Annotated in this window: 23 protein-coding genes; 4 read left to right on the top strand and 19 right to left on the bottom strand. The window is 40.9% G+C overall.

The genetic code is table 11. The features are described 5' to 3' along the window. The 6 genes from HU823_RS10700 to HU823_RS10675 form a co-directional block, all read right to left on the bottom strand. Nucleotides 1–981, bottom strand: a complete 981-nt coding sequence (locus tag HU823_RS10700; RefSeq protein ID WP_197222051.1) for a zinc-binding dehydrogenase — start codon at nucleotides 979–981, stop codon at nucleotides 1–3. A gap of 93 nt (nucleotides 982–1,074) precedes the next feature. Next, on the bottom strand, nucleotides 1,075–1,737 hold the full coding sequence (locus tag HU823_RS10695) for a type 1 glutamine amidotransferase domain-containing protein (RefSeq protein ID WP_197222050.1): 663 nt from the start codon (nucleotides 1,735–1,737) through the stop codon (nucleotides 1,075–1,077). A gap of 187 nt (nucleotides 1,738–1,924) precedes the next feature. Continuing rightward, the gene (locus HU823_RS10690) at nucleotides 1,925–2,752 is read right to left on the bottom strand and encodes a carbohydrate ABC transporter permease (protein ID WP_197222049.1); all 828 of its coding nucleotides are present in this window, start codon (nucleotides 2,750–2,752) and stop codon (nucleotides 1,925–1,927) included. Between the two features lie 30 nt (nucleotides 2,753–2,782). Next, nucleotides 2,783–4,111, bottom strand: a complete 1,329-nt coding sequence (locus HU823_RS10685; protein WP_197222355.1) for an ABC transporter permease subunit — start codon at nucleotides 4,109–4,111, stop codon at nucleotides 2,783–2,785. 166 nt (nucleotides 4,112–4,277) lie between these two features. Beyond that, nucleotides 4,278–5,585, bottom strand: a complete 1,308-nt coding sequence (locus HU823_RS10680; protein WP_197222048.1) for an ABC transporter substrate-binding protein — start codon at nucleotides 5,583–5,585, stop codon at nucleotides 4,278–4,280. A gap of 54 nt (nucleotides 5,586–5,639) precedes the next feature. Next, nucleotides 5,640–6,626 carry a LacI family DNA-binding transcriptional regulator gene (locus HU823_RS10675; RefSeq protein WP_197222047.1) on the bottom strand — a complete coding sequence of 329 codons (987 nt, stop codon included), beginning with the start codon at nucleotides 6,624–6,626 and terminating at the stop codon, nucleotides 5,640–5,642. Between the two features lie 210 nt (nucleotides 6,627–6,836). On the opposite strand from HU823_RS10675, the gene HU823_RS10670 reads away from it, so the two are divergent. After that, complete coding sequence (locus tag HU823_RS10670; protein WP_197222046.1) at nucleotides 6,837–7,559, top strand: amino acid ABC transporter ATP-binding protein; 723 nt, start codon at nucleotides 6,837–6,839, stop codon at nucleotides 7,557–7,559. A gap of 259 nt (nucleotides 7,560–7,818) precedes the next feature. Here HU823_RS10670 and HU823_RS10665 read toward each other — a convergent pair whose 3' ends face one another. The 9 genes from HU823_RS10665 to HU823_RS10625 form a co-directional block, all read right to left on the bottom strand. Further along, nucleotides 7,819–9,381 (bottom strand): glycine betaine ABC transporter substrate-binding protein, encoded by a 1,563-nt coding sequence (locus HU823_RS10665; RefSeq protein WP_370630061.1) that lies wholly within the window; start codon nucleotides 9,379–9,381, stop codon nucleotides 7,819–7,821. Continuing rightward, nucleotides 9,365–10,519, bottom strand: coding sequence for an ABC transporter ATP-binding protein (locus HU823_RS10660; RefSeq protein WP_144702839.1), 1,155 nt, complete (start codon nucleotides 10,517–10,519; stop codon nucleotides 9,365–9,367). The genes HU823_RS10665 and HU823_RS10660 overlap by 17 nt, the downstream gene beginning before the upstream one ends. Before the next feature lie 206 nt (nucleotides 10,520–10,725). Continuing rightward, entirely contained in the window at nucleotides 10,726–12,864 is a 2,139-nt protein-coding gene (locus HU823_RS22285) for a YhgE/Pip family protein (RefSeq protein WP_370630060.1), read from the bottom strand. Nucleotides 12,865–13,018: 154 nt separating this feature from the next. Beyond that, the gene (locus tag HU823_RS10650; protein WP_144702842.1) at nucleotides 13,019–13,591 is read right to left on the bottom strand and encodes a TetR/AcrR family transcriptional regulator; all 573 of its coding nucleotides are present in this window, start codon (nucleotides 13,589–13,591) and stop codon (nucleotides 13,019–13,021) included. Further along, a complete protein-coding gene (locus HU823_RS10645; protein ID WP_144702845.1) occupies nucleotides 13,588–14,865 on the bottom strand; it encodes an ATP-binding protein in 1,278 nt (425 codons plus the stop codon). Before HU823_RS10645 ends, HU823_RS10650 begins: the two co-directional genes overlap by 4 nt. 151 nt (nucleotides 14,866–15,016) lie before the next feature. Beyond that, nucleotides 15,017–16,423: a protoporphyrinogen oxidase gene (gene hemY, locus HU823_RS10640; protein WP_197222045.1), complete on the bottom strand. Its 1,407-nt coding sequence runs from the start codon at nucleotides 16,421–16,423 to the stop codon at nucleotides 15,017–15,019. A gap of 5 nt (nucleotides 16,424–16,428) precedes the next feature. Then, nucleotides 16,429–17,370 carry a ferrochelatase gene (gene hemH / locus HU823_RS10635; RefSeq protein ID WP_197222044.1) on the bottom strand — a complete coding sequence of 314 codons (942 nt, stop codon included), beginning with the start codon at nucleotides 17,368–17,370 and terminating at the stop codon, nucleotides 16,429–16,431. A gap of 6 nt (nucleotides 17,371–17,376) precedes the next feature. Further along, nucleotides 17,377–18,405, bottom strand: a complete 1,029-nt coding sequence (gene hemE, locus HU823_RS10630; protein ID WP_197222353.1) for a uroporphyrinogen decarboxylase — start codon at nucleotides 18,403–18,405, stop codon at nucleotides 17,377–17,379. A gap of 443 nt (nucleotides 18,406–18,848) precedes the next feature. Further along, nucleotides 18,849–21,077, bottom strand: coding sequence for a transglycosylase domain-containing protein (locus tag HU823_RS10625; RefSeq protein ID WP_197222043.1), 2,229 nt, complete (start codon nucleotides 21,075–21,077; stop codon nucleotides 18,849–18,851). A gap of 156 nt (nucleotides 21,078–21,233) precedes the next feature. Between HU823_RS10625 and HU823_RS10620 the strand changes: the two genes are divergently transcribed. Together HU823_RS10620 and HU823_RS10615 are read left to right on the top strand one after the other, a co-directional pair. Next, nucleotides 21,234–21,725, top strand: a complete 492-nt coding sequence (locus HU823_RS10620) for an antibiotic biosynthesis monooxygenase family protein (RefSeq protein ID WP_197222042.1) — start codon at nucleotides 21,234–21,236, stop codon at nucleotides 21,723–21,725. Beyond that, entirely contained in the window at nucleotides 21,722–22,636 is a 915-nt protein-coding gene (locus HU823_RS10615) for a diacylglycerol/lipid kinase family protein (RefSeq protein WP_144702852.1), read from the top strand. The genes HU823_RS10620 and HU823_RS10615 overlap by 4 nt, the downstream gene beginning before the upstream one ends. Here HU823_RS10615 and HU823_RS10610 read toward each other — a convergent pair. Together HU823_RS10610 and HU823_RS10605 are read right to left on the bottom strand one after the other, a co-directional pair. Continuing rightward, complete coding sequence (locus HU823_RS10610; RefSeq protein ID WP_197222041.1) at nucleotides 22,614–23,321, bottom strand: phosphatase PAP2 family protein; 708 nt, start codon at nucleotides 23,319–23,321, stop codon at nucleotides 22,614–22,616. The two genes, HU823_RS10615 and HU823_RS10610, sit on opposite strands and share 23 nt — an antisense overlap. A gap of 353 nt (nucleotides 23,322–23,674) precedes the next feature. After that, on the bottom strand, nucleotides 23,675–23,992 hold the full coding sequence (locus tag HU823_RS10605; RefSeq protein WP_144703767.1) for a DUF3243 domain-containing protein: 318 nt from the start codon (nucleotides 23,990–23,992) through the stop codon (nucleotides 23,675–23,677). A gap of 215 nt (nucleotides 23,993–24,207) precedes the next feature. On the opposite strand from HU823_RS10605, the gene HU823_RS10600 reads away from it, so the two are divergent. Beyond that, entirely contained in the window at nucleotides 24,208–24,639 is a 432-nt protein-coding gene (locus HU823_RS10600) for a ferritin-like domain-containing protein (protein ID WP_066391396.1), read from the top strand. Nucleotides 24,640–24,666: 27 nt separating this feature from the next. Here HU823_RS10600 and HU823_RS10595 read toward each other — a convergent pair whose 3' ends face one another. Then, on the bottom strand, nucleotides 24,667–25,437 hold the full coding sequence (locus tag HU823_RS10595; RefSeq protein ID WP_144703770.1) for an EcsC family protein: 771 nt from the start codon (nucleotides 25,435–25,437) through the stop codon (nucleotides 24,667–24,669). Nucleotides 25,438–25,510: 73 nt separating this feature from the next. Next, nucleotides 25,511–26,881 carry an FAD-binding oxidoreductase gene (locus HU823_RS10590; protein WP_197222040.1) on the bottom strand — a complete coding sequence of 457 codons (1,371 nt, stop codon included), beginning with the start codon at nucleotides 26,879–26,881 and terminating at the stop codon, nucleotides 25,511–25,513. Nucleotides 26,882–26,938 lie beyond the last annotated feature (57 nt).

Genomic DNA, 26,938 nt, shown 5'->3' with positions numbered 1-26,938 from the left:
TTAAACAATCTTACAAACAATCTTGCCTTTAACATGTCTCTCTGAAAGCTTTTCAAGAGTTTCAGGTACTTCTTCTAGTGAAATCACTTGTTCTAGTAAAGAAGAAACTTTCTTATCTGCTACAAGCGCCAACAGCTCGTCACCCATTTTTGCTAAGTCGCGCTCAGCCACCTCGTCATGGTTATGATGAATGGCGTTTAATGCTACCTCATGAAAAGAGATTACACGTGTAAATGGTTTTACCTTTGTATAATCAGGAGCGCCAGCAATATGTGCAATGTGACCGTTGTATGCGATTAAGTCGAGTGATGCAGTTGCATTGTCTCTAGAGACTGTATCTAGAACTGCATCAACACCTCTACCGTTTGTAAAAGCCATCACTTTTTCCTTAACGTCGTCTTCCTTATAGTCGATCACAAGATCTGCTCCTAAAGAACGAACGTACTCATGGTTGTGAGATGAAGCAGTAGAGATCACCGTTTTCCCTGCATGTTTTGCAAGCTGAACCGCAAACCCACCTACACCACCCGCACCTGCATGGATCAAAATCGTATCGATTGAAGACATAGGCAATTTTCTAAACAGAGCCTGATAAGCTGTATAGCCTGCTGTTGGAAGAGCAGCTGCTTCTTCAAATGATAGAGAATCTGGAATACGTGAGATGGTATGTGCTGTTGTTACTCCATATTCAGCGTATGCCCCTTTTTTGTTAAAATCTCCGTGATACACAACACGATCACCGATCTTCCAATCCGTTACACCTTCTCCAACTTCATGTATGGTACCTGCCGCATCAAGCCCTAAAATGTGAGGATACGTCCAGTTCGGATTTCCTCCAGTTGCCGTTTTATAATCGACAGGATTTAGGCCAGCCGCATGAATTTTTACTACTACCTCTCCATTTCCTGCAGTTGGCATGTCTATTTCTTCTACCTTCATTTCTTTCCATTGATTGAGATCTTTCAAAAGTAATGCTTTCATCCGAAATTCTCCTCTCCCATATTCCTTTTCAATGTTCACAAAAAATAAAGCCTGCAAACCTTTTATTATAAAGGTCTGCAGGTTCACCTATAATTATGCTAACTGTTTTAGAACTTCTTTAGCCACAGAAACTGTAGATTGTGGATTTTGACCCGTAATGAGTTGTCCATCTCTTTGGACATGATCTGACCAATTTTCAGCAGCGACAAATTGTGCACCTAGTTCACGCATGCGTGTTTCTAACAAGAACGGCATATATTGATCAAGCGTTGTTGCTACTTCTTCAGCATCTGTAAAAGCAGTCACTTTTTTTCCAGATACCAACGGAGTACCGTCAGAAAGTTTCACACCTACTAGACCTGCTGGACCATGACATACCGCTGCTACTACTTTATTTTGCTCATAAAGGTCGCGGATGATTTCTTGCAGTTTTGTGTTTTCTGGAAGGTCAAACATGGTTCCATGTCCGCCTGGCAAGAAGACGGCATCAAAACCATCAAGGTCTTTGATTTCTTCTAATTTTAATGTGTTTTCAAGATATTTGGCTGTGTCTAGTATCTCTTGAGGCACTTCACCCTCTAAGCTGCGGTCATCTACAGGAGCTTTTCCACCTTTAGGACTTGCAACAGTAATAGTATGACCCGCTTTGGCGAACTCCACATAGGCTTCACCAAATTCAGAAAGCCATAATCCTGTTGAATGTTCGTTGTTCATGTTATCAGCCGTAGTTACGACCATTAATATATGTTTAGACATCGTCTAATTCCTCCTAACAAAAAGTAAGTTATTACTCTAACAATACCTATTGTAGACTTCCAAAACCCATAATACAAATTAGAAAATATAACCCTATCTATAAATATATTTATTAATAAAGAATGAACATCTTGAAAAGATGACATGAGAAAAACCCCCGCTTTTTTGCGAGGGTTTACATACCAAGCTACTCTTTTACCGCACCTGAAGTTAACCCAGACACGATTCGGCGTTGGAAAAGCAGTACCATGATTACAAGCGGCACCGTTACGATAACAGTCGCGGCTGTAACCTCTCCCCAAGGAATCGTGAACTGTCCTTCAAACATTGCGATTCCGACCGGAACCGTTTTGAACTCATCATCTGTATTGATTGTTAACGCGAACAGAAACTCGTTCCATGCTGATATGAATACCAGAATCGCTGTTGTGAAAATTCCTGGTATCGCAAGCGGCAAGATCACACGCCAATACGTTTGCATAGGTGATGCCCCGTCCATTTTTGCTGCTTCTTCAAGATCAAACGGGATCTTTCGGAAGAACGTGACAAGAAGCCAAATCGATAATGGCAACGTAAATGTTGTGTACGGAATGATCAAACCAAGATAACTGTTCGTTAATCCAAGATTTTTCAAAACAATGTAGATAGGTGAGATCGTTGCGATCTGCGGAAACATGGATACCGATAACACTAATCCAAGGATAACTGTTTTTCCTTTAAAGTTTAATCGTGCGATCGCATAAGCCGCAAAGCTGGCTACAAGGACTGCGTACACAGTAGTAATCGTCGACACGACTAAGCTGTTCCATAAATATTTTAAAAATGGATAGTTAACAAATACAGATTCATAGTTCTCACCTGTCATGTTATTTGTAAACGGTATGAACGCACGATCACCAAACAGCTCAGCAACCGGTTTGATTGAACTTGCCAGTACCCATAAAAACGGAAACATGACAAGGAAGACAAACAATGTTAAGAATACGTAAAACATTGAGCCTGCTTTTTTGTTCATTTCCTATTCACTCCTTTATCTGTACCGTTTTTATCTATCATTTAAAAGGTCTCGTCCAAGGAACTTGATATAGATCATCGAGATAATCGCTACACAGACAAAGACAATAACCGACAGCGCCGAACCTTCACCGAAATTAGTCTGTGCAAACATGACTTTGTAAGCAAGGATCGATATCGTTTCCGTAGAGTTTGCTGGACCTCCACCTGTGAGTACATAGATTAAGTCGAACACACGGAACGCATCTAGTGTACGGAACAACAAGGCAACGAGGATGCTAGACTTTAATAGAGGCAGTGTGATCTTTAAGAACTGTTTCCACTTGTTTGCTCCGTCGATTGCTGCTGCTTCATACAATGAACTCGGAATCGTTTGAAGCCCCGCTAATAACAAGAGTGCCATATACGGCGTCGTTTTCCATACGTCTGCGAAAATGACGGCAAACATAGCGCCCGTGCTTGTTGTGAGCATATCCGTCATCTGATCAAACAATCCGATTTCTGCAAAAGCTTTGGCTACGATTCCATTTTGACCATCATATAGATACTTCCACATGAATGCTGAAACAGCAGTTGGGATCGCCCATGGAATGAGGATGGTTGCTCTGACGAGTCCTCTACCAAAGAAAGCTTTGTTGATAAGCAATGCGATCGCGAGTCCGATGACGAGCTCTGCAAAAACAGAGATTACCGTAAAGACGGTCGTATTCTGAATCGCCTTCCACATGCGGCTATCTGTTAGATTTTCTTTATAGTGCTTCAATCCGATAAAGTTTGGTGTGATGACTGAATCCTTTAATGATGATGAAAGTCCGATCACGTCTTCCGGGTTTTTCAGTTCACTCTTTAACTCTCTAAGTTGTTCGGAAGCATCTGTTACAGCTTTCTCTAGATCGAGCGCTACCTCTTTGTCCAAATCAGAAACAGCGAGCTCTTCACTGATTGGCTCCATCACGGTTAGCTTCTCATCTATTTCGTCATACTTGCTACTCAATTCTCCATCAGCTTTTAATTCTGAATCCACTTTTTCAAGATTTGTTTTAATCGCTTCAAGCTCTGATTTTGTTTTTCCTGTTGCTTCATCTAATTCATCTTCTAGTGAACTGATCAAGAAAGGATAGTTATCTAGATAGGTTTGCAGATTCACTTTATACGACACATACGCTTCAGATTTTGCAGGATTGTTCAGTCGTAGATCAAACATGCTGTAATAGAAAGATTGAAATACTGGCCAAATGGCAATGATTAAGATCAAGATCATCGACGGGGCGATCAGCATGTAGCCTAGCGAACGGTCAGAACGCTTTTTCTTCGCCTTTTGTTTAGTTTTTACTGCTATCGGCTTTTGGTTGTTAGGCATTAAATCAGGTTTCAAACATGTCAGCTCCTTACTATTCGAATGCAATCGACGGACGGGCGCTGTTACGTCCATCCATTTCACTCTTTGTGTGTGGAATCGATACCAATTATAAAAGTAAGGGGAGCCTCTCTAAGAGAAAGGCATACCCCTTATCCATTTACGTTTCTTACTTTACTAGTTTTGCAGAGATTTCTTTTTGCATGTTTTTAGCTGCTTGTTCTGGTGTGATCTTTTTCGCTACAGCTTGAGAAACTTGTACTTGAATGATGTCAGAGATCTCAGGGTAGTTCGGTGCTACCGGGCGAGATACTGCTGCTTCAAGTGCGTTTACAAAACCTTCTTCTTTAAAGTATGGGTTTGCATCTAAAATTTCTTGGTCTTCATAAAGAGAAAGAATCGTTGGCGCGTGTCCACCTTTGATCGCGTCGATCTTTTGTCCTTCTTTACCAGCCATAAAGCTTAAGAATTTCCAAGCTTCTTCAGGGTGTTTCGTGTTTTTGTTGATACCAGCCATCCAGCCGCCAAGTGCTGCTGCAGAACCTGCATCACCTGCTGGAAGTGGAGCTACTCCAACTTTACCTGCGATCTTAGATTGCTTCTCATCATTTGCTAATGCGAATTGATATGGCCAGTTACGAATCAGACCTGCTTGTCCGTTGATGAATGCTGTATGTGACTCTGGCTCGGCAAACGTTGTAACGTTTTGCGGAACAACATCAGAGTTTGCGACTTCTACAAGCTTAGCAATTCCTTTGATCGCTTCTGGAGAGTCAACTTTAACATCACCATTTTCGTCGATGATCTGACCACCGTATGATGCGATAAATTCAACCGCGTTACATACAAGACCTTCGTATTGCTTCGCTTGCATTAAGTAACCAAACTGTGTTCCACCTTGCCCCTTCGTTTCCTTCGCTTTCGCTAAAAGCTCATCCCACGTCTTTGGAACAGAACCTGCATCAACTAAGTCTGTGCGATAGAAAAGCATTCCTGCATCAATAAACTTAGGAAGAGCCCATTGCTTTCCTTTAAATTTAGATGCCGTGATCGCACCTTGGTTATAATCATCTGGGTTAATACCATCTTTTTCCATAAAACGGTCTAAAGGCATCAAGAATCCTGCTTGTGCAAATTCTGCCGGCCAGATTACGTCTAGATCGATAACGTCGATCTCATCTGAGTTAGCGTTGAACGCTGTCACATAAGCGTCATGCTGTTTGCCCGTATCAGCAGGCATCTCTTTAAATTTCACATCAATGTTAGGGTATTTCTTTTCAAAAGCTTCCACCATTGCTGTTGTACCTTGTGTATCATCCTTACCACGTGCATAGACGATCGTTACTTTTTCGTCTTTATCACCGCCGGAATTGTTACTGTTGCTGCTTCCTTCTTCTTTGTCCGAACAAGCTGCAAGTACAAGTGACAACGCTAGTGAAGTAGAAATCACTTTTGAGATTTTCTTAAGCTTCTTCATTGTGTTTCCCCCTAATCTCCTGTTTTGTAAACGATTACATTTCACCACATAAAGTTACGTTGAGGATCGTTTGATCAACTGAAATGGCAGGATTACTTCTTTTCGACTTAAAGGTTTCTTTGCCTGAATAGCTTCTACCATCAAATTCATGGCTTGCTTAGCAATAGTGTCGATCGGCTGTTCGACCGTCGTCAGATCCATTAATGCTGCCAGAGGCTGATTATCAAAGCCGATGATAGCAAGATCCTCTGGTACTTTCCAGCCAGCGTCAAACGCCGCTTTTGCGATACCTGCTGCCACTTCATCACTACCGGTAAAAACCGCTTGCGGCTTATCATCCAGCTCACTCAATTTTTTAAATGCAGCAAAGCCGTCTTGCACACTATAAGCGTTGTAAAAGAACCATTCTTCCTTCATCATGATTCCTGCTTCATCTAGCGCTTGTAAGAATCCGATCTTTCTGTCTTTAGAAACTCTGGAGCTTTTGTGGTTGCCAGTGCAATACCCGATCTTTGTATAGCCTTGATCGATCAAGTGCTTCGTTCCTAGATAGCTTCCTTCTATCTGGTTTAAGTAGACGGAAGGTACTTGAGCAGTGTCTGAGTATTCGTTACAAACAACGATGGGGCCGAACGATAAGTATGGTTCAAACTCACTCCAATCGTTTTCTATGGATGTTAAGATCAGACCATCTACTTGCTTTGTTTTTAAAAGCTCTAAAAAATTCCGCTCTTGCTCTTTCTTATAACGGGTCTGGCACAAAATCAGCTGATAGCCTTTTCTCGCGGCTTCCTTCTCCATCACTTCAACTAGATGACTGAAAAATGGATTCGTGATCCGAGGCACATAGACAGCGATCGTTTCTGTCTGCTGTCGCCTCAATCGTCTTGCTGATGAATTGGGCACATAATTCAGTTCTTGCATCGCCTGTGTTACGAGACGTTTTTTCTCTTCTGTCACATACGGATGTTCATTGATCACCCTAGAGACAGTTGTGCGGGATAATCCTGCTTTCTTCGCCACATCTTGAATGGTTGCCATCAGATTCTCCTCTTAAACAATTGTGGAATCGAATTCATGAAATCGTTTTCATAATCAGAGTATAGTTCACGAAATATTCACAGGTCAATCCTTTTTTTCAGAAAGTTTTGTAATTAAAGATTTCATCGGAAGCAGGAAATACAACGATTCAAACGAACTTATGATAAAATACATACACGATTTTGTTTTTAACGTGAAAGGAGCCGGACCATGATTAAAGTAAAAAATTTAAAAAAGTCCTTTGGTGATCTTGAGGTATTGAAGGATATCAATGCAGAAATAAAAGCACAAGAAGTTGTTTGTGTGATTGGCCCTTCTGGCTCAGGCAAAAGTACATTTCTCCGCTGTATCAATAAACTTGAAGATATAACAGGTGGGCAAGTGATCGTGAACGGAACGGATATCACAGATCCAAAAACGAATATTAATAAAATTAGGGAAGATGTAGGTATGGTTTTTCAGCAGTTTAACCTCTTCCCTCACAAAACCGTCTTAGAAAACGTAACACTTGCTCCTCTTAAAGTGAAAAGCGCCAATAAAGAGGAAGCTCGTGACAAAGCGTTGAAGCTGCTCGCAAAAGTGGGACTGCAAGATAAATCAAACGCCTATCCTTCACAGCTTAGCGGTGGTCAGAAGCAGCGTGTTGCCATCGCCCGCGCACTCGCGATGGACCCGAAGATCATGCTCTTTGATGAACCTACCTCTGCACTTGATCCAGAGATGGTCGGTGAGGTACTGGAGGTAATGAAAGACCTTGCCCGTGAAGGAATGACAATGGTTGTCGTAACGCACGAGATGGGCTTTGCACGAGAAGTTGGTGACCGCGTGATCTTCATGGATGGCGGTTATATCGTGGAAGAGAACGTACCATCTGAATTGTTTGGCAACACACAGCATGAACGCACGAAGTCGTTTTTGAGTAAGGTTTTATAGTGATGGTAGTCGGTTCCTTATTTTTGGGGAACCGGCTTTTTTTTGCTTTTTACGGGATGCGTGATTGTCGAATGGCCTTTATTTTTAATTTTAGACTTAATTGGTCTGGTTTTCAGCTTAATTGGTTGCAGTTACGACTTAATTGGATGCTGTTTCGACTTAATTAGTTAACTTTAAGACTTAATTGAACCTGCTGCCCCCCTCTCAAACCACCCTACATAACAAAAAATGGACCCCCGAAGGAGTCCATTTTTCTATCTTATTTGATCAATCCTTTGCTTTTCAGAAATTCTTGAGCTACTTCACGCGGATCTTCTTTATCAAGGTCCACTTTCGCATTCATTTCTGCCATATCTTCTTCTGAGATCTTCCCTTCAAGCTCATTGAGAACACCTTCAAGCTTGGGATACTCCTTCAACGTATCTTCCCTAACAACAGGTACTGCATAATAAGGTGGGAAGAATTTCTTATCATCTTCCAGCGTCTTTAAATTAAAACGAACGATTCTTCCATCTGTTGTATAAGCTGGAATCGCGTCCACCTTACCTTCTTTTACAGCAGAGTACATCAAGTTCGGATCGAGACTCTTCTTATCCTTAAAGTTAAGTTTGTACGTATCCACAAATGGCGTATAGCCGTCCTCACGTTCAAAGAACTCTGTCGGACCACCGAAAGTAAGCTGGTTCGACTTCGGTGCTAGTTCTGAAATCGACTTCACATTAACTTGTTTCGCCGTATCAGGATTTAACGCTAGCGCATATGTGTTTTCAAAACCGAGTGGCTTTGTCCACTTCAGATTATAGTCTTTCGCATAGCCTTCTTTTACTGCATCATAAATTTCTTCAGGCTTCATACTCGGATCATATTTTTCTTTTAAAATGGTTAGATAGCCTGTTCCTGTGTATTCAACATAAAGATCGATATCGCCTTTCTTGATCGCTTCCGTAAGAATAGGCGTCTCACCAATCGCTTCTTTAACGACTACAGGATAATCCGTTTTGTCTTTGACATACTCAGAAATCACATAAGGGAGGATGTATTGCTCTGTCCACTTCTTACCTGTGATTACAATCGCATCCTCTTCACCGCCACCACGCAGTGCAAAGAAAAGAACGAGTGCAGCGATCGGTAACCCAATAAGGACAGGCAGTTTCCATGAACCACGTTTCTTTGATGCTTTAGGTTCAGTAGCTAACTCAATGCGTCGCAGAATAAAATCAAATACGATGGCAAGTAATGCAGCGGGAATCGCACCTGCTAAAACAAGCTCATTACGAGTAGTAGATAATCCACGATAGATAAGATCACCTAATCCACCTGCTCCAATAAATGCCGCAAGTGTAGCTACACCAATCGTTAATACCGTAGCAGTACGCAGACCAGCCATGATGATCGGCAGAGCTAACGGCAGTTCGATCATTCGTAAGATTTGAGTATTTGTCATACCCATACCTTTACCTGCTTCAACAGCCGATTTATCTACCCCTGTAATTCCTGTGTATGTGTTGCGTAGGATAGGCAAAAGTGCATAAACAGTAAGTGCGATGATTGCTGTTGTACTTCCGATTCCGAATACAGGCAGTAAGAATCCGAATAAAGCCAAACTCGGTATCGTTTGGAAAATGGCTGTAACCCCAATAACAGGTTCAGCAACCGTTTTTCTTCTTGAGATAAAGATTCCTAGAGGAACCGCAATCACTGCTGCGATCAAAATCGATACAAGAGATAAAAATAAATGCTGCTGAAGTCCTGTAAGAATTTCAGGCCATCTGTTCACAAACGTATCTTTCATCGTGATCAAAAAGTTATTCAATACCCGCACCCCCTTCAACAGGTTTTTGTGCGGAAATATTTAACCCAGCTAAACCGCGCATCATGGATGCACGTGTGATCAATCCAACTAATTTTCCGTTATCGAGCACAGGGATCATATGAACACCATGGGTTGCGAAGATTTCTGCAACCTCCGTGTACGTTGAGGAAACATCGACCGTAATGATCTCTTTTTCCATCAGATCACCGATGGTCTTGTCTTCTTCAGGATAATGCTGTTCGATTTTATCAAGTGTAGTGATTCCTAGAAGCTTGTTTTGCTGATCTGTGATCAAGAGACTGTCTACTCCATATCTCTTCATCATTTTTAATGATTCGGCAAGTCCTCTCGTTACTTTTGCCGTAACTGGATTTGGTCTCATAAGATCTACCGCTTCTGGCATGGACGATTCATCAGCAGACAATCGGTTCTCACCAATAAACCCTTTAACAAAATCGTTTGCTGGATGACGCAGAATTCGTTCTGGTGTATCGAACTGAACGATTTCTCCCTTATTCAAAATCGCGATCTTGTCAGCGATCTTAATGGCTTCATCCATATCATGGGTAACGAATACAATTGTTTTCTTAATGGTATCTTGCAATTTAACGAGTTCATCTTGCAGCTGTTCACGGCTGATGGGATCAAGTGCAGAGAATGGTTCATCCATTAAGATGATAGGAGGTTCTGCAGCAAGAGCCCGAATAACACCAATACGCTGCTGTTGACCACCGCTTAGCTCAGAAGGATATCGCGTTCTGAATGTTTTAGGATCTAATCCAACTAAATCTAGCAATTCATCAACTTTGCCATCATACTTCTCTTTTTCCCACCCTTTTAAACGAGGTACGAGTGAAATGTTGTCTTCTATCGTCATATGAGGCAATAGACCAATTTGTTGAATAACATATCCAATATTCCTTCTCAGCTCAACGGGGTTTCGGTTTGCAATATCTTCTCCATCAATGAGGATCGTTCCTTTTGATGGCTCGATCAAACGGTTTATCATTCTCATGGTCGTTGTCTTACCACAACCACTCGGCCCGATTAATGCTACTAACTCCCCTTCTTTAATTTGAAAGTCAATATTCTTCAAGGCCTCAAAACCGTCAGGGTACGTTTTCCCCACGTTTTTGAAAGTTATCAAGTTCGGTTCTCTCCTTTTTTACTTAAAATAAGCTGCATCCATTAGAATGTCCATAACTTATGTTTCCCTTGCTTGCTTGCTTGAAAACTTCTTTTCTAAAAGTTTTTTGTTTACATTGTTGCAATTGCTGCAGATAGACCGGCTTTTCCCTTTACAAAACTATAAAAAACACCTGAAAGGATGTTGTCCCCTCAGGTGCTTTCTAGTTATGCTATTGAACCTTCGTCTTCGCTATTCTTTTTTCTAAACTGACTGGCAAAGTAAGCCCATGTACCGATCATACAGATCGCCATGAAACCTACTAGAATCCATAGATTAAAGCTAAAGCTTTCCATATCTCCGCTTGAGATTACCGCTTTAAATCCTGAAACGGAATATGTCATAGGAAGCCAAGCATTGAATCCTTGCAGGCCGTTCGGAATAAGTTCTAACGGGAATGTTCCCGCACTCGTTGTAAGTTGTAGGATTAAGATGATAATCGCTACGAAACGTCCTGGATCTCCAAGCACTGTAACAAGTAATTGAATAAGTGCTAAGAAAGTCAGACTCGTGATGATACTTAGTCCAAGGAATGCTCCTAAGTTACTCACTTCGATGCCTAGACCATATATCAATACCGCATCCGCAATCAGTGCTTGAATTACACCGACAACAGCCAAGAACGTGAACTTACCAGCAAACCAGCTGAATCCTGAACGCGGGTGTCCGGCTTTATCACGTAATGGGAATACGATCGACATCAATAATGCTCCTACGAAAAGACCTAATGATAAGAAGTAAGGAGCAAAGCCTGTTCCGTAGTTCGGTACATCAGAAAAGGTTTTTGTTTTAACAGAAACAGGGTTAGCAATTCGCTCGAACATGTCACTGTCTGGATCAAGCTCACCAGTTTTGTCAGCTGCATCACTTAATGAAGAGGTAAGTTTTCCGCTACCATCAAGCAACTTTTGTTCTCCATTATGAATTTCCTTCACATGGCCCGTAACTTCTTGCCAGCCTGTTGCAACAGTGGAAGTTCCATCTGCTAACTTGTTACTCGCCCCTAACAGTTGCTGACTGCCATTAGCCGCTTCGCCCAATTTAGATTGGAACGTTTGCGTACCTTCGTTTACTTTTGCCTGACCGCTCGCGAGCTGATCGACTCCGCCAACAAGTTTAAGCTGACCGTTATGAAGTTCTTCTGCTCCATTTGCTAAAGCTGTTTGTGAATCACTAAGCTTTTTAGCTCCGGCAGAAAGTTCATTCGCTCCGCCAGCGATCTTACCTGTTGCTGCAGTTAAACTATCCAATCCGTTATTTATGCCATTACTAGCTGCTGCAAGCTGTTTTAAAGATGCTGCCATCTGCTCATCTGACATGTTTCCTTGGTTTTGAATCAGTGCATTGATTTGTTGTTCTAATTGTTTTGAACCTGCGGTTGCCTTTTGTGCACCAGCGTTCCATTCGTTTACAGAGCCTGCAAGCGTACTTGCACCTGTCGATAATTTAGATGCCCCGCCTTGAAGAGCTAAGCTGCCGTTCTTAATTTTTTCTGAACCAGCTGTCGCTTGGCTCAGTCCACCTTTTAGAGCTTGTGCTCCATTACTTAATTGACCTTGTCCGTCTGCTAGTTGTTTATGAGCAGCAAGTAATTTATCAATTCCATTATCGAACTCAGTCATTTTTGAATTAAACAGGACTGCTCCATCTTTTAGTTCGTTGATCTGTGGTGTTTTTGCTTCCATTCCAGAAGCTAGCTCACCACTGCCAGAAGCTGCTTTTTTTAATCCATCTGTAACTTGATTTGACCCATCTGCTGCTTTCTCTAACCCGCCAGCCAATTGCTCGACTTGATCGAACATCACTTCAGCGTAAGTTTTTGTAAGTTCGTTAGACAAACTTTCTTTCATTTTATCTACGGCTGTTCCGCCAATTTGTGCAGCTAGAAAGTTAAAGCCAGCGTTCGGTGTATAAATGATCTCAGGCTTTTTGTTTGAGTTTCCTGATAGAGCAGTTGCCTCTTCAGAAAAGTTCTCCGGAATCTCGATCATCATATAATAATCGTTATGTTCCAAGCCTTGCTTTGCTTTTGCTTCACTAACAAATTCCCACTCAAACTGTGGATTTTCTTTGAGTTTTTTTACAAACTCATCTCCCACGGTTAAGTTCTCACCGTTATATTCATAACCTTCATCTTGATTGACTACGGCCACTGGCAGATCTTCCATCTTGTCATACGGATCCCAGAACGCCCATAGAAACATTCCGCTGTATAACACAGGTATAAATAGAACTGCTAGGACCGGTACTGCAATTTTTCTGTTAGAAAAAACTGCTTTAAATTGAGCTCCGATACTTTTTAGCACAGTTGTTCACTCCTCCTAATACTGAATGACTGTTTTAGTCATTTGGTCATTTAACGGTAAAAAAAGAGACTCTTACAGTCCGCTTTTTCGAAAATGACCGAAATAGAAATTTGGTCACAACTTAATGTAACACGTTTTTCTTGCTTCTGCAATACTATGGTTTCCTTAAACCATCCATTACAAACATCTCCAAAACCTCAAGCATCTTTTCTTTCTGAAGAGCTTCGTGATCACGTTCCCAATCAAAAATAAGAGCGATATATACCTTTACCATCATAAACGCCACAATATCTGTGTGACATTCTTTAATCTCGCCTTTTTCTACCGCTTTATCCAGCTCTTTTTGAACAAAACTTAATACCGCTTTTTCGATTCTCTGCAAAGCCTCAGTTACAGGCGAAGTATTTAGCTCTTTCACTTCTTGAGAAAGTTTAACAGCTAACTTATGCGTTTTACGAAGTTCTACAACTTCATACAGTGCATTATGCAAGTTCTCGTAAAACGGCCGATCTTCTTTTATTGCAGAAGATGCCGCTAATTTTGTCTCTGTTACTAAGTTTGTGATAATCTCAGAAAATAATTCTTCTTTGTTTGCGAAAAAAGTATAGATCGTTCCTTTTCCAACGTTTGCGATCTTAGCGATTTGATCTACTGTACTCGCCTTATAGCCAAACATAGAAAAAGAGCGCTCTGCTGCGTCTAGAATACTTTTTCTGCGGTCCATCATCCCACCTCCTCACCATTAACAATATTTCGTTTCGTACATAACTGCAAGGTTAAAAGGACTCTTGTACCTTCATGAAGCACGCTCTCATACCGAAGTTTGCCGTCCATATCTTGAATCAGTTTATAGGTTACCATCATACCTAGACCCGTGCCTTTTGCTTTTGTTGTATAAAAAGGTAGCCCGATCTGTTCTAGCTCCTCTTCTGTCATACCTTTACCATTGTCTTCAATCGCGATTGTAATACTTCTTTTTGTAACTTTATAGCGATACAGATGGATCGTACCTCCCTCTTCAATCGCTTCTATTCCGTTTTTGATAATATTTATTAAACCTTGCTTAAGTTTTGGTTCATCAATGCACACATTGTAAGATCCTAATGGACTTGCGGTAACCTCCACATTATTAATCGCTCCATAAGGGGCAGTAAGCGCGATAACATCTCTTAATACTTTTTCTAGTGAAACGGTCTCAAGCTTAGGAACATCAGGCTTAACCATAGACAAATAGTCTGTGATGATTTTGTTCGTTCGATCTAGTTCTTCAATTAAGAGTGGGGAATGCTCCCTCAATTTTGCATCTGTAGTCGTGCTGCCGAGAAACTGAATCATTCCACGAATAGTCGTCATCGGGTTTCTCACTTCATGCGCGATTGCCGCTGCCATCTGTCCTGCAACTGCCAGTTTATCTAAGTAAACGGTTTCCTTTAACTGCATGTTGATCTTAACGAGTCTCTCGATTAAGAATATACAAGAAAAGAATGCGATCAAGAAGCTCGAGAAATAGACGAGATAAAAATCGATTGTCAGAAAATCAAGATATGTATGAATGAACAACATATAAAAAAGTGTATAGACCAAAGCAATATAGATAGCAGAAACCCATCTGCGTTTATCTTCATCAAAGAATCCATGATAGATCAGACATACCACATATGCTAGTGAGATTAAGACGATACCCAGCCACGCTAATTCTCCACCTACGGCTAACCTAGCGATCGCAACAATTATCGAACAGATCGCTCCCGGTAGCCAGCCTACATACAATGTGACAATCATGATTGGAACATTTCGAAGATCAAAAAAAGAATCCTTCAGCGTTTCAATAGGAAACAGCATACAGACTAGTGCACCCGCACCACTGATCAGACCAAAGACAACTTGGTTCTTATAACTCGGAATGACACCGGGATGAAGGGGGAAGAACATGTTCAATAGATGAGTAAACGAAAATATGATTGCAATATTTACAAATAACGGCTCGATAAATGCTTGCACAACAGCTTCCCCCTTCCTTTTTTCTCCCTACAGTATAGCAGAAACATTCTACAAGAAAATATAAAAAACGACAAACATATCCATTTGCCGTTTAATTCTTAACATATTTATTATTTTTTATATAAGTTTGAGTGATTTCATGTCTCATTCATTACGAACGGAACAAAGAATCCACAGCCATTTTCGCTGAATTCACACAATCTGGCAATCCTACACCATCATATGGAGCTCCTGCTAATCTTATGCCAGGCAGCTCATGTTGAAACACAGTTCTGAGCTTTTTGACATAATCTTTATGTCCGACTTCATATTGCGGCATCGAATCAATCATACGAGAAACATGATAGAATTCTGGACGAGAATCAACACCCATAATTTTCTTCAAATCATCTAATACTTTTTCCAAAATAACTTCATCTGGTTGTTGAACGATATTCTGGTCTTCTGCTCGTCCTACATAACAACGAAGAACCACTTTTCCTTTCGGAGTCGTATGCGGCCATTTTCTGCTCGTCCATGTACAAGCGGTGATGGATGTTTTTTCACTTTTAGCAATAACAAAACCTGTTCCATCAAGACTAAAGTTCACGTCTTCTTCATTAAAACTCATCGCAACAGTTGCTACTGAAGTTGGCTTCGTGTCGTGAAAACCAGCAGGAAACAGAGATTCACCAAGAAGTTTTTTCGTAACATGATAAGGTGTTGTGACAATTACATGATCACCTTTCATAACCGAACCATCTTCCATCACCACAGAATATGTTCCGTCTTCAGACCGCTCGACAGCTTTAACGGAAACCCCTGTCTTTATACTCTCTTCTGGCACTGCTTTCGAAAGAGTTTCAATGAAAGAGGACAGCCCGCCTTTGAGTGTTAAGAAAGCACCTTTTTTCTTCTTCGTGATCGGTGTCTTATCTTGTTTAGGCTGCGTCTTTTTCATGCCTAAGATTAAACTTCGATATTTCTTTTCCGTTTCTACAAACTGTGGAAACGTAGATTGCAGGCTAAGCCGATCGATCCTTCCGGCATATATGCCTGATAACAAAGGTTCGATCAGCCGATCAACTACTTCATCACCAAGACGTCTTCTAAAAAAATGACCGACAGAAATATCTTGTTGCGCATCTTTTCGTTTAGGAAGAATAAGGTCTAACCCTGCTCTTGCCTTTCCCGTTACAGAGAAAAGAGGTGTTGTCGCAAACGGCATCACTTTTGTCGGGATTCCCATCACAGCTCCTTCAGGAATAGGGTGAAGCCTCATATTATGCAAAATATAAGCCTGACCCGTTTCATTAGAAACTAAATCGTCGCCTAGACCAACATCTTTAATAAGTTCTGTCATTACTGATTTTCTGGCAAGATAGGAATCAGGGCCACGCTCTAGCACAAAACCGTCTTCTTTAATCGTATCAATCTTGCCGCCAAGACGGTTGCTTGCTTCGATCACTGTGAAGGTTATCGGCTTGCCCGTTTCCTTACCATATTTCTGAACATAAAAGGCAGCGGCTAAACCTGTTATGCCGCCGCCCAATATAATAACGTGCTTTCGCTCGTTCATTTCTTTCACATTCTTTCTTTTGCTAGTGCGTTTTCAATGACCGTTGCCAAACAGTCTATAAATTCCGGCTTTGCGTTAGGCATCTCAGGACGATAATAATTCACGCCCAACTCATCTGTGACTACTTTACACTCATAGTCATTGTCATATAAAACTTCTAGATGATCGGCAACAAAACCAACCGGACAATAGATAAAATGCTTGTAGCCATGCTCGTTATAGAGATCACGCGTTAAATCTTGAACGTCTGGTCCGATCCACGGTTCAGGTGTATTACCAGCGCTCTGCCATCCAATCGTGTAATGAGGGACATTTGCCTCTTTTGCGATCAAATCAGCTGTTTCCTGAAGCTGCGTCGGATAAGGATCTCCCATTTGTAGAATCTTTTCTGGCAGACTGTGTGCGGAGAAGATTACAACGGTTTTGTCGTGTTCGTTCTCTGGAATAGAGTTAAACGTTTGTTTAATGCCGTCCGCCCAAAATTGTACATACTTCGGCTCATCATACCAGCTGTCGATCGTCGTAAAGGATGGTCCACCGATTTTTGCAGACTCTTCCACAGCACGTCCGTTGTATGATTTAACGCTGAACGTTGAATAATGAGGAGCAAGAACAAGCGTTACTGCTTCTTCAATTCCATCTTCCTTCATCTGCTGCACAGCATCTTCAATGAAAGGATCGATATGCTTCAAACCAAGATAGCTTTTAAACTCACGATCGGGATAACGCTCATTCATCTCTGCTTCAATTTTTTGCGCTTGCTCTTCTGTAATCTTAGCAAGTGGCGAGATTCCACCGATCTGTTCGTAGCGTTCTGTAAGTTCTTGCAGCTGTTCAGGAGAAGGCTTACGTCCTCGTCTTATATGTGTGTAATAGCTTTCTACTTCATCAAGACTTCTTGGCGTTCCGTACGCCATGATTAATAGACCTGTTTTCTTGTTACTCACTTTTTATCACCCTAGTTTTTTAGACGTATATTCATGAACAAAGGTGGTCAACTGCTTTAATGTTGCAATGTTTACTTCAGGGAAAATACCTTTTCCGACATTGAAGATAAAGCCTGGTTCTTCCATACCTTCATCCAAAATTTCTTTCGTACGTGCTTCGATTACTTCCCATGGCGCCAATAGAATGGAAGGATCTAAGTTTCCTTGAAGAGCCTTCGTAACACCCATCTGACGAGCTTCTCTTGGGGACAATCTCCAATCAAGTCCGATTACATCGATCGGAAGCTCGTTCCATTCCATGATTAAGTGTCTTGCACCTGTTCCGTAAAGAATCAAAGGAATATTTTCTTCTCGTAGTGATGAGAAGATCTTGTACATAACAGGCAGAATGTATTTTCTGTAATCAGCTGCATTTAACGCGCCGACCCATGAATCAAAAATCTGAAACGCTTGAGCGCCAGCTGCAATCTGTGCTTTTGCATAAGCGATCGTCATATCGCCTAGCTTGTCCATCAGCATGAACCAGCTTTCAGGATCAGAGTACATCAGCTGCTTAGTTTTATGATAATCACGAGATGGCCCACCTTCAACCATATAGCTCGCAAGGGTGAATGGAGCACCAGCAAACGTGATAAGCGGCACTTCTAACTGCTGTCTTAAAATTTTAATCGTATCCAAAACATACGGTACGTCTTTCTCAGGATTAATCGTCCCTAAGCGCTCTACATCTTCGCGCGTTCGTACAGGCTTATCGATCACTGGTCCGATTCCCGATTTAATCTCTACGTCTACTCCAATCGCTGGAACTGGAGACATAATGTCTTTATAAAGAATCGCAGCATCCACTCCATGTTGATCTACAGGGAGTTTCGTAACGCCAGCGCACATCTCTGGTCTATGTGTGATTTCAAATAGTGAATACTTCTCTTTCAGTTTACGGTACTCCGGCTGGGAACGGCCCGCCTGTCTCATGTACCATACAGGAATATGTGAATTCTTCTCCTTACGACACGCTTTCAAAAACTCTTCATTCATAGTCAAAACGTACACACCTTTCTATACAAGACCAAAAGCTGCAGCACTATTGTTATCTCCTAGCTGCTGAAACTTAAAACCTTTAACGTCAATATCCATACACATTGTAAGGGAATTCATAATAAAAGTATAGAAGATAAGCTTAATTGTCATGATTTTGGCAAAATGGATGTTCTTTGGGTGTTGAAAGCCTTTACAGGCGCATGTTGCTTAAACCCTATGAGATAAGTAAATGATGGATTTCGTCTTCGAGCGCATCGATTAAGTCAAAAGTGGCATCAATTAAGTCGAAATGAGCAACCATTAAGCGGTAACACGCCACAATTAAGTCTAAAATGAAAAATATAGGCTTTCCGACACAGTTCGACTCCCTCGCTCTACTTCCAACTTCCAAACTCTCATCAAAAAGGAAGACGGCCTCCTTGGCCATCTTCCACTACCACTCATTCCTCATTTTTCTTCTTTTTCTTTTTCTTCTCATTTTCACGATCTTTACGAATCTTATCTCTTACTTCTTTTTTATCTTCCTCACCAAAACTCGGGAAAAGAGAGATGGACACCACATTCGACGGCTCTCCTTCTTGTTTTGTAAGAGGATTATACGGAACAACATAAAAGTCTGGCAGCGTGAAGAGATTCTTGCCAGAAGCACTATACTCCCCTTTGCCTTTTATCGTATCTAGTAGAGTCGTTTCTCCTTCATTTACCGCGTAAACCTTGTATTGCAGGCGCTCGTCTTTTGACGGAGTCCAATTCAGTTGAACGGAAGGAATTCCATAGTCCCCCATACCAAATGAAGCACGCAGATCGTTTAGATCAATAAGCTCGATTGGCGGTGGCAAGTCTTTTACCCCGTCAGGTTTTTTGAACGATAGTCCTTGTTGAGACGGCATCTCGTTAATCACTTGTTTAAATAAGAGAGTAGGTAGAGAACTACCGCTATTAAGGTACGCTTCCTTGGTCGTTCGATCATAACCAACCCAAACTGCACCGACTATTTCTGGCGTATATCCGACAAACCATGTGTCTTTGTTTCCTTTATCTACGTTCGGATAATTCGTTGTACCCGTCTTCCCGGCAATCTCCATGTTCTCTTTTCCATCAGATCCAGTTCCGTTCTTCACGACTTGCTGAAGCATACGCGTCATGTACCATGCATTCTGTTTTTTCCAAACTTTCTTTTCTTCCTTTTTTGCTTTGCCGATCAGTTCTCCTTCATTGTTATAGATCTTGCTGATCACGAAAGGCTCGATCGTTTTACCCTCATGAAGGAAACTGCGGTATCCTTTTACCATTTGCAACGGGGTTACACCTTGATCGATGCCGCCGAGTGCAATTCCGAGTCCTTTATCCTCAATCGGCATGCCAAGCTGTTCAAGATAACTTTTAGAATCAGGTATTCCGTTCTTGTTCAACAGCCATACTGCCGAAGAATTTACAGAGTGAGAAATGGCATCCACCATGGAAACTTCACCATCGTATCTGCCGTTATAATTCTTAGGTTCATAACCGTCGTAGCTTAATTCTTCGTCACGCAGCATCGAATAGGGTTTGTATTTTTCAGACTCAAGGGCAGGACCATACACGGATAAAGGCTTAAAAGTCGAACCTGGCTGACGATTCACCTGTACGCGATTAAGTCCCTCTGTCACATAATTTCGTCCACCTTGAACAGCGAGCAGACCACCCGTTTTTCCATCCATCAGCACCATAGCGCCTTCGGGTTTTTCCTGACCCGTCCCTATAAAATAACGACCGTCTTGAAAGCTCTTATACACAGAATCTTGTGCAGCAAGATCCATTGGAACGACAATTTTATAACCACCTTGTCGCAGCTCTTCTCTTGAAAGTTGATACTTTTCTTTTGCTTCTTTTATAACCATATCAATATAGGTTGTATAAGCCGGATTTCGTTTTTCTTGCTGAAAATCTAAAGCAATCGTTTTTCCTTGCGCTCTGACGGTTTCAGAAGGTGTCAGATAATCTTGTTTCTCCATGAGTGTCAGAACGAGATCACGCCGCTCTTTCGCTTCCTTAGGATTCTTTAATGGCGAATAATAGTTTGGTGCTTTCGGAAGTCCGGCAAGCATCGCACCCTCTGCTACAGTTAATTCGCTGGCATCCTTATTAAAATACGTTTTTGCAGCGAGTTGGATACCGTATGCGCCATGGCCGAAATAGATTTGGTTCAAATACATCTCCAAAATTTTATCTTTCGGGTATCTTCTTTCCAGATTGATCGCAATTACAGCTTCTTTTGTTTTTCTTAGCCATGATTTCTCATGAGACAAAAAAACATTCTTTGCTAGCTGCTGAGTAATCGTACTACCGCCTTCGACTTTTCCACCAGCTAGAATATCTTTATAGATAGCACGCGAGATCGCTTTTACATCAATTCCATTGTGTTTATAGAAACGGCTGTCTTCAACTGCAACAAATGCTTCCTGCACATGTTTTGGGATGTCCTCAATGTCGACGATCTCTCGATTTTCATCATAGATCTTCGTAATTTTATCTCCGTTCTCGGCCACAAGGACAGTAGCTGAATCCATTACAAGATCTTTTTCATCGATCACATAATCTCCCGCCAAGATAATGAAGAGATAGGCAAAAAAACCTATTATAAGTGAACCCGTTAAAATTCCGAGTACGATAAGACTTCTCTTTACCATAACCAACCCTCATTTCATTCTAGGTCGAAAAGTACATTTTATATAATTTTCCCTTAGTTGGAAAGTATATTACAAGTAACCAACTTCTTACACTGTTTAATGTGCTGAGCGGTTGGGTAAAACAAAGGTAAATCAATAAAAAGGGCAGGGATTCCTATGAACATATATATTACTTATGGGACTTTAGACTATTTAGCAACATATCAGGAAAAATACGATGGAGCTCTCCTACTAGAAGGAGACTCTAATTCTGCTCTCGTAATTGAAACAGATGGAGCGAACCCATTTACAGAAAAACATGAGTATGAAGTGATAAACCAAAGAGGATCCTTAACTGGTGCTGGTTTTGTTGTTATGAACCACATCCCGGTATCTGAAGAAGGAAGGTCTCTTTTTGAAGAACGTTTCCAAAATCGTGCCGGGCTGGTTGAAAGCGAACCAGGCTTTACTGGCATTAGAATACTACGACCTCTTCACCAAGATCCTTATATCGTAATGACACTTTGGGATTCACATACTGACTTTACGAATTGGCAACAATCCAAAGCTTATGAGGAAGCTCATAAGAATAGAGGCACATCAAAAGCACTTCCAGAAACACTTTTTACTGGAAAATCATTTGTAAAAGAATACATGGTTGCAAAATGACTAGAAATCCATCAACAATAAAAAGTGCATCTGTCATATTAAATCCTTCTGCCGGCCAAGGCAGATTACTGAATCAGTGGGATGCCGTGCTAGAGCAGCTAAAAGTTGGCTTTGAAGACGTTCAAGTTTATAAGACGACCGCTCCTGGGGAAGGAGCTTCCTTTGTTAAAGAGCTGGAAGGTAAGACCGATTTGATTATTGCCGCTGGCGGTGATGGTACGGTACATGAAATTGCAGAAGCGGTATTGTCGATTGAAGAAAATCAACCAGCTTTCGGAATCTTACCAGGTGGAACGTGCAATGACTTTTCAAGAGCGTTAGGCATGAATCAAAATCCAATCAAAGCCGCATTACAACTCAGTGAAAAGAATTTTAGCCATATTGACGTTGGAGAGTTTAACGGACATTTCTTTACAAACTTCTGGGGTGTTGGATTGATCACACATGTTTCAGAGTCAATTGACCCCGATACGAAAGAGAAGTTTGGTCGCCTTTCCTATTACTTATCAGCGGCAAAATCCTTTCAAACTTGGGAGCCATTTGAGATATCTATTTCATCCGAAGAGTTTCAATTTGATGGACAGGCTGCCATGTTTCTTGCTGTAAACGGTCCTTTTACCGGCGGGATACGGCCATTTTTTCCTGATACAGATATACAAGACGGAAAGCTCGATTGCTTGCTTATCGAAGAACCTTCCACATCGTTTATATGGGACGTTCTTCTGAATCGATTATCCGATACTTCAAAAGAAGGACAAGGGTACCATTATTTTCAAAGTTCAGAGATCAGCATAAAAACAGCTCCCCAACAGCTTATTGACTGTGATGGAGAGCGTCAGCATCGTACACCTGCCGTTATTAAATGTTTGCAAAATCAACTACTCACACTTACTGGGGATGCTTCCTTCTAAAAAAAGGAAGCTTCCTTTTTTGATAAGCTCTGATCGATTCACGTCCAGCTATACAAAGCAGTAACCAAACCGTTCCAGCACTAAATCCAGCTGCTATGTCAGATGGATAATGAACGCCTAAATAAACACGGCTAAAACCAATAAGAAGAATCGTAGATATAAATGCAATCGTGAGAATGATCTTAAGCGGTTTTCCTCTTCTGCTTCTGACGACCAAGTAACCAAGAAAACCATAATAGATAAGACTGCCCATGGCATGTCCACTTGGATAACTGAAACCTTGTTCTACGATTAAACTATCTTCAGGTCGTATTCTTCCAAACCAATGTTTCAACCCAAGGTTTAAAAGACCTCCGCCTGCAACTGCAATCAAATAGAAAATAGCACCCCAATAGTTCTTGCGTTTTGCGATCAGCCAGATCAGACTTCCTACTAACAACAGTGTTAGAATATCTTTTGACCCAAAAAAGGTTATCACTTTCATTACTTCCGTTAGCGTGTCATTTCTGATATCCGTTACATATTGAATGATCACTTGATCGAACTCAAATACCTCATTCTCCATCAAATCTTCTGAGAGCTCAAAAAAGATATTTAACGATAAGAACGAGAGACCTAATCCACTTATCACATAAATAAGTGGGAGGATTGGAAAAGGTAGTTTATTGGCTAGTTCTCGTAACATAAAATTCTCCTCAACATCATTTCTTTTTCATTTTATTTTCGAGCTTACTTGTTGATAAAAAGTTTCTAAATCACTTCTCTATAAATTAGTTCACACAGATGAGCTCTTATTAAATCTAAGTTTTCACTCTTTTTTCTTTGTATAAACCACTTTAAAACATTGTCGTTTTTTTGTAGTCGTTTGTAAACGGTCATTGAGGTGTATTTATTGACGTTTTAGCAAACTTTATTGTTTTCCAAGATTTTTGAACGGACACTGCTTTAGTTTGGATAGCAGTACTCCATGCGACACGGCAAATAACGGTATGTGTAATAAAAAAAGCCGCTCAAAGATGAGCAGCTTTAGAACGTTTTCTATTTAACAAGCTTAACTAACATGTGAGCAAGCTTATGACGCTCTTCTTGCTCTCCAACTTTCCATAGTTCTTTTAAGAGATTCTCTTCTGAGTTACGAGGCTCCTCATGGTTAGCTAAGTAATCTGCTACTTTCTCTGCAGTTTTTGCAAGTGTTTCTTCGCTCATGCCCAATTTTTCACCGATTTGCACTTTCCCATGTAAGTAGCTCTTAAACTCTTCAAAGTTTGATAAGATCTCGTCTTTTTTGCTCTCACTCATACGGCTTGCTGTTTCTTCTACCTTACTTGTGTCAACGTTACGCTCTTCATCAACCATGTGTCTGCTATCCATTTTTGTTACCTCCTTAGATTTTGTATCACTTTTGTTCAACATTTGTTTCACGCATAGTAGTCTTTTACCGATTTTCCCAATCCTTAAACCTCATTCTGCAGTTCCTGTTTTTTTTAGTACGTCTTTCCTATAAATTTGTTTATGGTAAAGGGAAAAGGGGAAGGATATCTCTGTAGAACAAGATTCAGGAGGTTATACAAATGGAAAAAGACTTACAAGCACTAATCGATGGACTAAATGAGGATCTTGCAAACGAGTACTCAGCAATCATTATGTACAACCATAATGCAGCTACGGTTTCTGGTTTGTACCGTCAGATTCTAAAACCTTTCTTCCAAAGTGAAATTGCTGATGAGCAAGGACATGCTCTTTATTTAGCAGAAAAGATTAAAACACTTGGTGGTACACCGACTACTCAACCAAAACCAGTTAAACAAGTAGAGAGTGTTCGTGAAATGTTGGAAGAAGCTCGAAACGCTGAGGAAGATACGATCAGACGTTATGAAGAACGTAAAGAGCAAGCATCTAACTTAAAATTGACTGAGCTTGTCGTTCAGTTAGAAGATATGATTGCTGATGAGACGAAGCACAAAGAGGAAATGGACCGTTTATTAAGCGACAGCCGATTCTAAATCACACATATTACAAGCACCCGTAGATTACTGCGGGTGCTTGTTTTGTATAATCCGCTTCTTTTTTTCATCTGTTAACAAACGCCATCGGAAACAATTCTTTGCCACATGACCTAAATCATCAAGAAAATGATAATTGGCATAAGCCCCAACAATTGCTCCCAATCCTGGGATCATCTGAAGCATCTTTATGAGATCGATATGATCCCGATAATCCTGCTGCAGTTCTTGCCAATTCATTTGGTTGATCGATTCAGGAGACTCCGGAAATTCTTGAATGGTCTCTTTCCATGAGATTACCCTTTGATATGCCTCTTCTCGCTTGTGCGGATCAGAAAAAGCTAGACGAAATACATGCAGAATAAAGATTCTCTCTTTGTAGTCTTTAACATCCAACCCATAAATACTAGCTGCTTCGAACAAAAATTTCATTTTTATTCCTAACAATAATGGAAGATCTGCAATACCTAGCAAAATGCCTCCAGCACCTGTTCCTGCTCCCTCAATTGCTGCTGTTTTTTTATAGAAGGATAGCCGATCTTCAAATTTAAAATCCCGCTCTCGTAGATCTGCAGTAAACTTAATCGTTTTTTTAGTCGTATATTCAGAACCGATCAGAGTCGCTTTAATCATATGTTTCATACTTGATGTCATAACATCATGCACTTTTTGCGGAATTTTTTCATTGATTTTTATTTGAAGAGATTTTGTTGTCTTATTCCATAGTGAGGGCCTTTTACACATTTCCGTTTCCCATTTTTTAAGCTCTTCTACTACTTGTTCTTCATAAGTGTTCATCATCTACCTCCCTTCTTCTATACGATTTTTGTTAGTCTTTCGTTTCAATATTTTCGCCCTCACGTTATGAGATCTACACAATCATATTTGCAGTCGGAATTCCTAGTGGGAACGTAAACACATTTTTTGGATCGTATTTTGTTTTCACTTCAATTAAGCGAGGAAGGTTCACGAAGTAACATTGTTCTAACCAGTCCTTAATACAATTATCATGAAAATTCACATAAGCTCCATCCGCATAAGGAAGTAGAGAATTTCTTAGACTTTCTACCCAGCGTGTATTTATGTTTGCCTCACTCTCATTCTGCCATTTCGTAATGTATAACAAACTGAACAATGCTTCTCTATGAACATAAGCCGTTTCAGTTGGACTTATACAAGAAGCATTTCCAGCTAGAGCTTGCAGCTGCACTTTGTTCTCAATACTAGGTGAGTTTGATAGGAATTCTTTGAGTTTTTTTATCGCACTAATCGGTAGCTGCCTTTTCGCAAACGCACCTGTATTCTTAAATGGATGCGCATCAGGATCACCATGGTTAACAGCATACTCCATCATCCCTGGCATCATTCCTCCAAATATCTTAACCGCTTCAATATAAGGTACTTTCTTAACTTCAACTACTTTTGGTGGAAAGGCGATCAAAAGAGGCTCCAGCAACTTTTCCAGCTCATCCGTACTGCCAAGAAATTCTCCTAATGAACGTAACTCACCAATGTCTTTCGTTAGGAGATCAATAATGGCTGTCAATCTTACGTCTGTATAAGGAGCCCATTTTTGCCACGCATCCACCACTTTTTCAAACCCTTTAAAGTCCCATGTAATTTTAAAGATGGCAACGTCATCTACGGGAACAATTTGAAAACGAAATGATGTGACTACACCAAAGTTCCCTCCACCACCGCCTCTTGATGCCCAGAATAAGTCCGCGTTCTCATGCTTATTTGCTATGATGATATTTCCATTTGCATCAACCATCTCCAGCTCCAGAAGCTGGTCGATCAGCATTCCATAAGGCCGGGTTAACATCCCCCATCCACCACCAAGTGTCAGACCAGAAAGTCCTACTGATGGACATGTACCTCCTGGAATCGTGAAACCTTCTTCATACAATTTTTCATATAATGGAAAAAGCAATGCCCCAGCACCAAGTATGGCCGTTTTTGATTTCCGGTCCACTCTTACTTCATTCAACTCGCTTATGTCTATCACTAAACCTCCATCTAATGATGAATAAGCTTCATAACTATGCCTTCCTGTTCGAATCCGAAACTTAACCTTCTTCTTTCTTGCCCAACGTATTGCGTTTGAAACGTCTTTAGCAGTTTCACAAAAATTGATAATCAAAGGAAATAAGTTAAAACGAGTATTGAACTCTTCTCTTGCTAGATCATAATCAGGACTTTCTGGTGTTACAATCCTCCCTGTTAGTCCATAAGTATTCATGAAGCCCAGCTCCCTTCCATAAAACTTATAGGCATAAGCTATGAAAGATGCCGAAAA

Source organism: Fictibacillus sp. 18YEL24, assembly GCF_015903855.1.
Classification (GTDB): domain Bacteria; phylum Bacillota; class Bacilli; order Bacillales; family Fictibacillaceae; genus Fictibacillus; species Fictibacillus phosphorivorans_C.
This window is presented reverse-complemented; position numbering and strand designations above follow the sequence as displayed.

Excerpts from the sequence above, each read along its gene's own strand:
- HU823_RS10700 (WP_197222051.1), bottom strand. The coding sequence starts at position 981 with ATGAAAGCATTACTTTTGAAAGATCTCAATCAATGGAAAGAAATGAAG.
- HU823_RS10695 (WP_197222050.1), bottom strand. The coding sequence starts at position 1,737 with ATGTCTAAACATATATTAATGGTCGTAACTACGGCTGATAACATGAAC.
- HU823_RS10690 (WP_197222049.1), bottom strand. The coding sequence starts at position 2,752 with ATGAACAAAAAAGCAGGCTCAATGTTTTACGTATTCTTAACATTGTTT.
- HU823_RS10685 (WP_197222355.1), bottom strand. The coding sequence starts at position 4,111 with ATGCCTAACAACCAAAAGCCGATAGCAGTAAAAACTAAACAAAAGGCG.
- HU823_RS10680 (WP_197222048.1), bottom strand. The coding sequence starts at position 5,585 with ATGAAGAAGCTTAAGAAAATCTCAAAAGTGATTTCTACTTCACTAGCG.
- HU823_RS10675 (WP_197222047.1), bottom strand. The coding sequence starts at position 6,626 with ATGGCAACCATTCAAGATGTGGCGAAGAAAGCAGGATTATCCCGCACA.
- HU823_RS10670 (WP_197222046.1), top strand. The coding sequence starts at position 6,837 with ATGATTAAAGTAAAAAATTTAAAAAAGTCCTTTGGTGATCTTGAGGTA.
- HU823_RS10650 (WP_144702842.1), bottom strand. The coding sequence starts at position 13,591 with ATGATGGACCGCAGAAAAAGTATTCTAGACGCAGCAGAGCGCTCTTTT.
- hemY (WP_197222045.1), bottom strand. The coding sequence starts at position 16,423 with ATGAACGAGCGAAAGCACGTTATTATATTGGGCGGCGGCATAACAGGT.
- hemE (WP_197222353.1), bottom strand. The coding sequence starts at position 18,405 with ATGAATGAAGAGTTTTTGAAAGCGTGTCGTAAGGAGAAGAATTCACAT.
- HU823_RS10625 (WP_197222043.1), bottom strand. The coding sequence starts at position 21,077 with ATGGTAAAGAGAAGTCTTATCGTACTCGGAATTTTAACGGGTTCACTT.
- HU823_RS10620 (WP_197222042.1), top strand. The coding sequence starts at position 21,234 with ATGAACATATATATTACTTATGGGACTTTAGACTATTTAGCAACATAT.
- HU823_RS10615 (WP_144702852.1), top strand. The coding sequence starts at position 21,722 with ATGACTAGAAATCCATCAACAATAAAAAGTGCATCTGTCATATTAAAT.
- HU823_RS10610 (WP_197222041.1), bottom strand. The coding sequence starts at position 23,321 with ATGTTACGAGAACTAGCCAATAAACTACCTTTTCCAATCCTCCCACTT.
- HU823_RS10605 (WP_144703767.1), bottom strand. The coding sequence starts at position 23,992 with ATGGTTGATGAAGAGCGTAACGTTGACACAAGTAAGGTAGAAGAAACA.
- HU823_RS10600 (WP_066391396.1), top strand. The coding sequence starts at position 24,208 with ATGGAAAAAGACTTACAAGCACTAATCGATGGACTAAATGAGGATCTT.
- HU823_RS10595 (WP_144703770.1), bottom strand. The coding sequence starts at position 25,437 with ATGAACACTTATGAAGAACAAGTAGTAGAAGAGCTTAAAAAATGGGAA.
- HU823_RS10590 (WP_197222040.1), bottom strand. The coding sequence starts at position 26,881 with ATGAATACTTATGGACTAACAGGGAGGATTGTAACACCAGAAAGTCCT.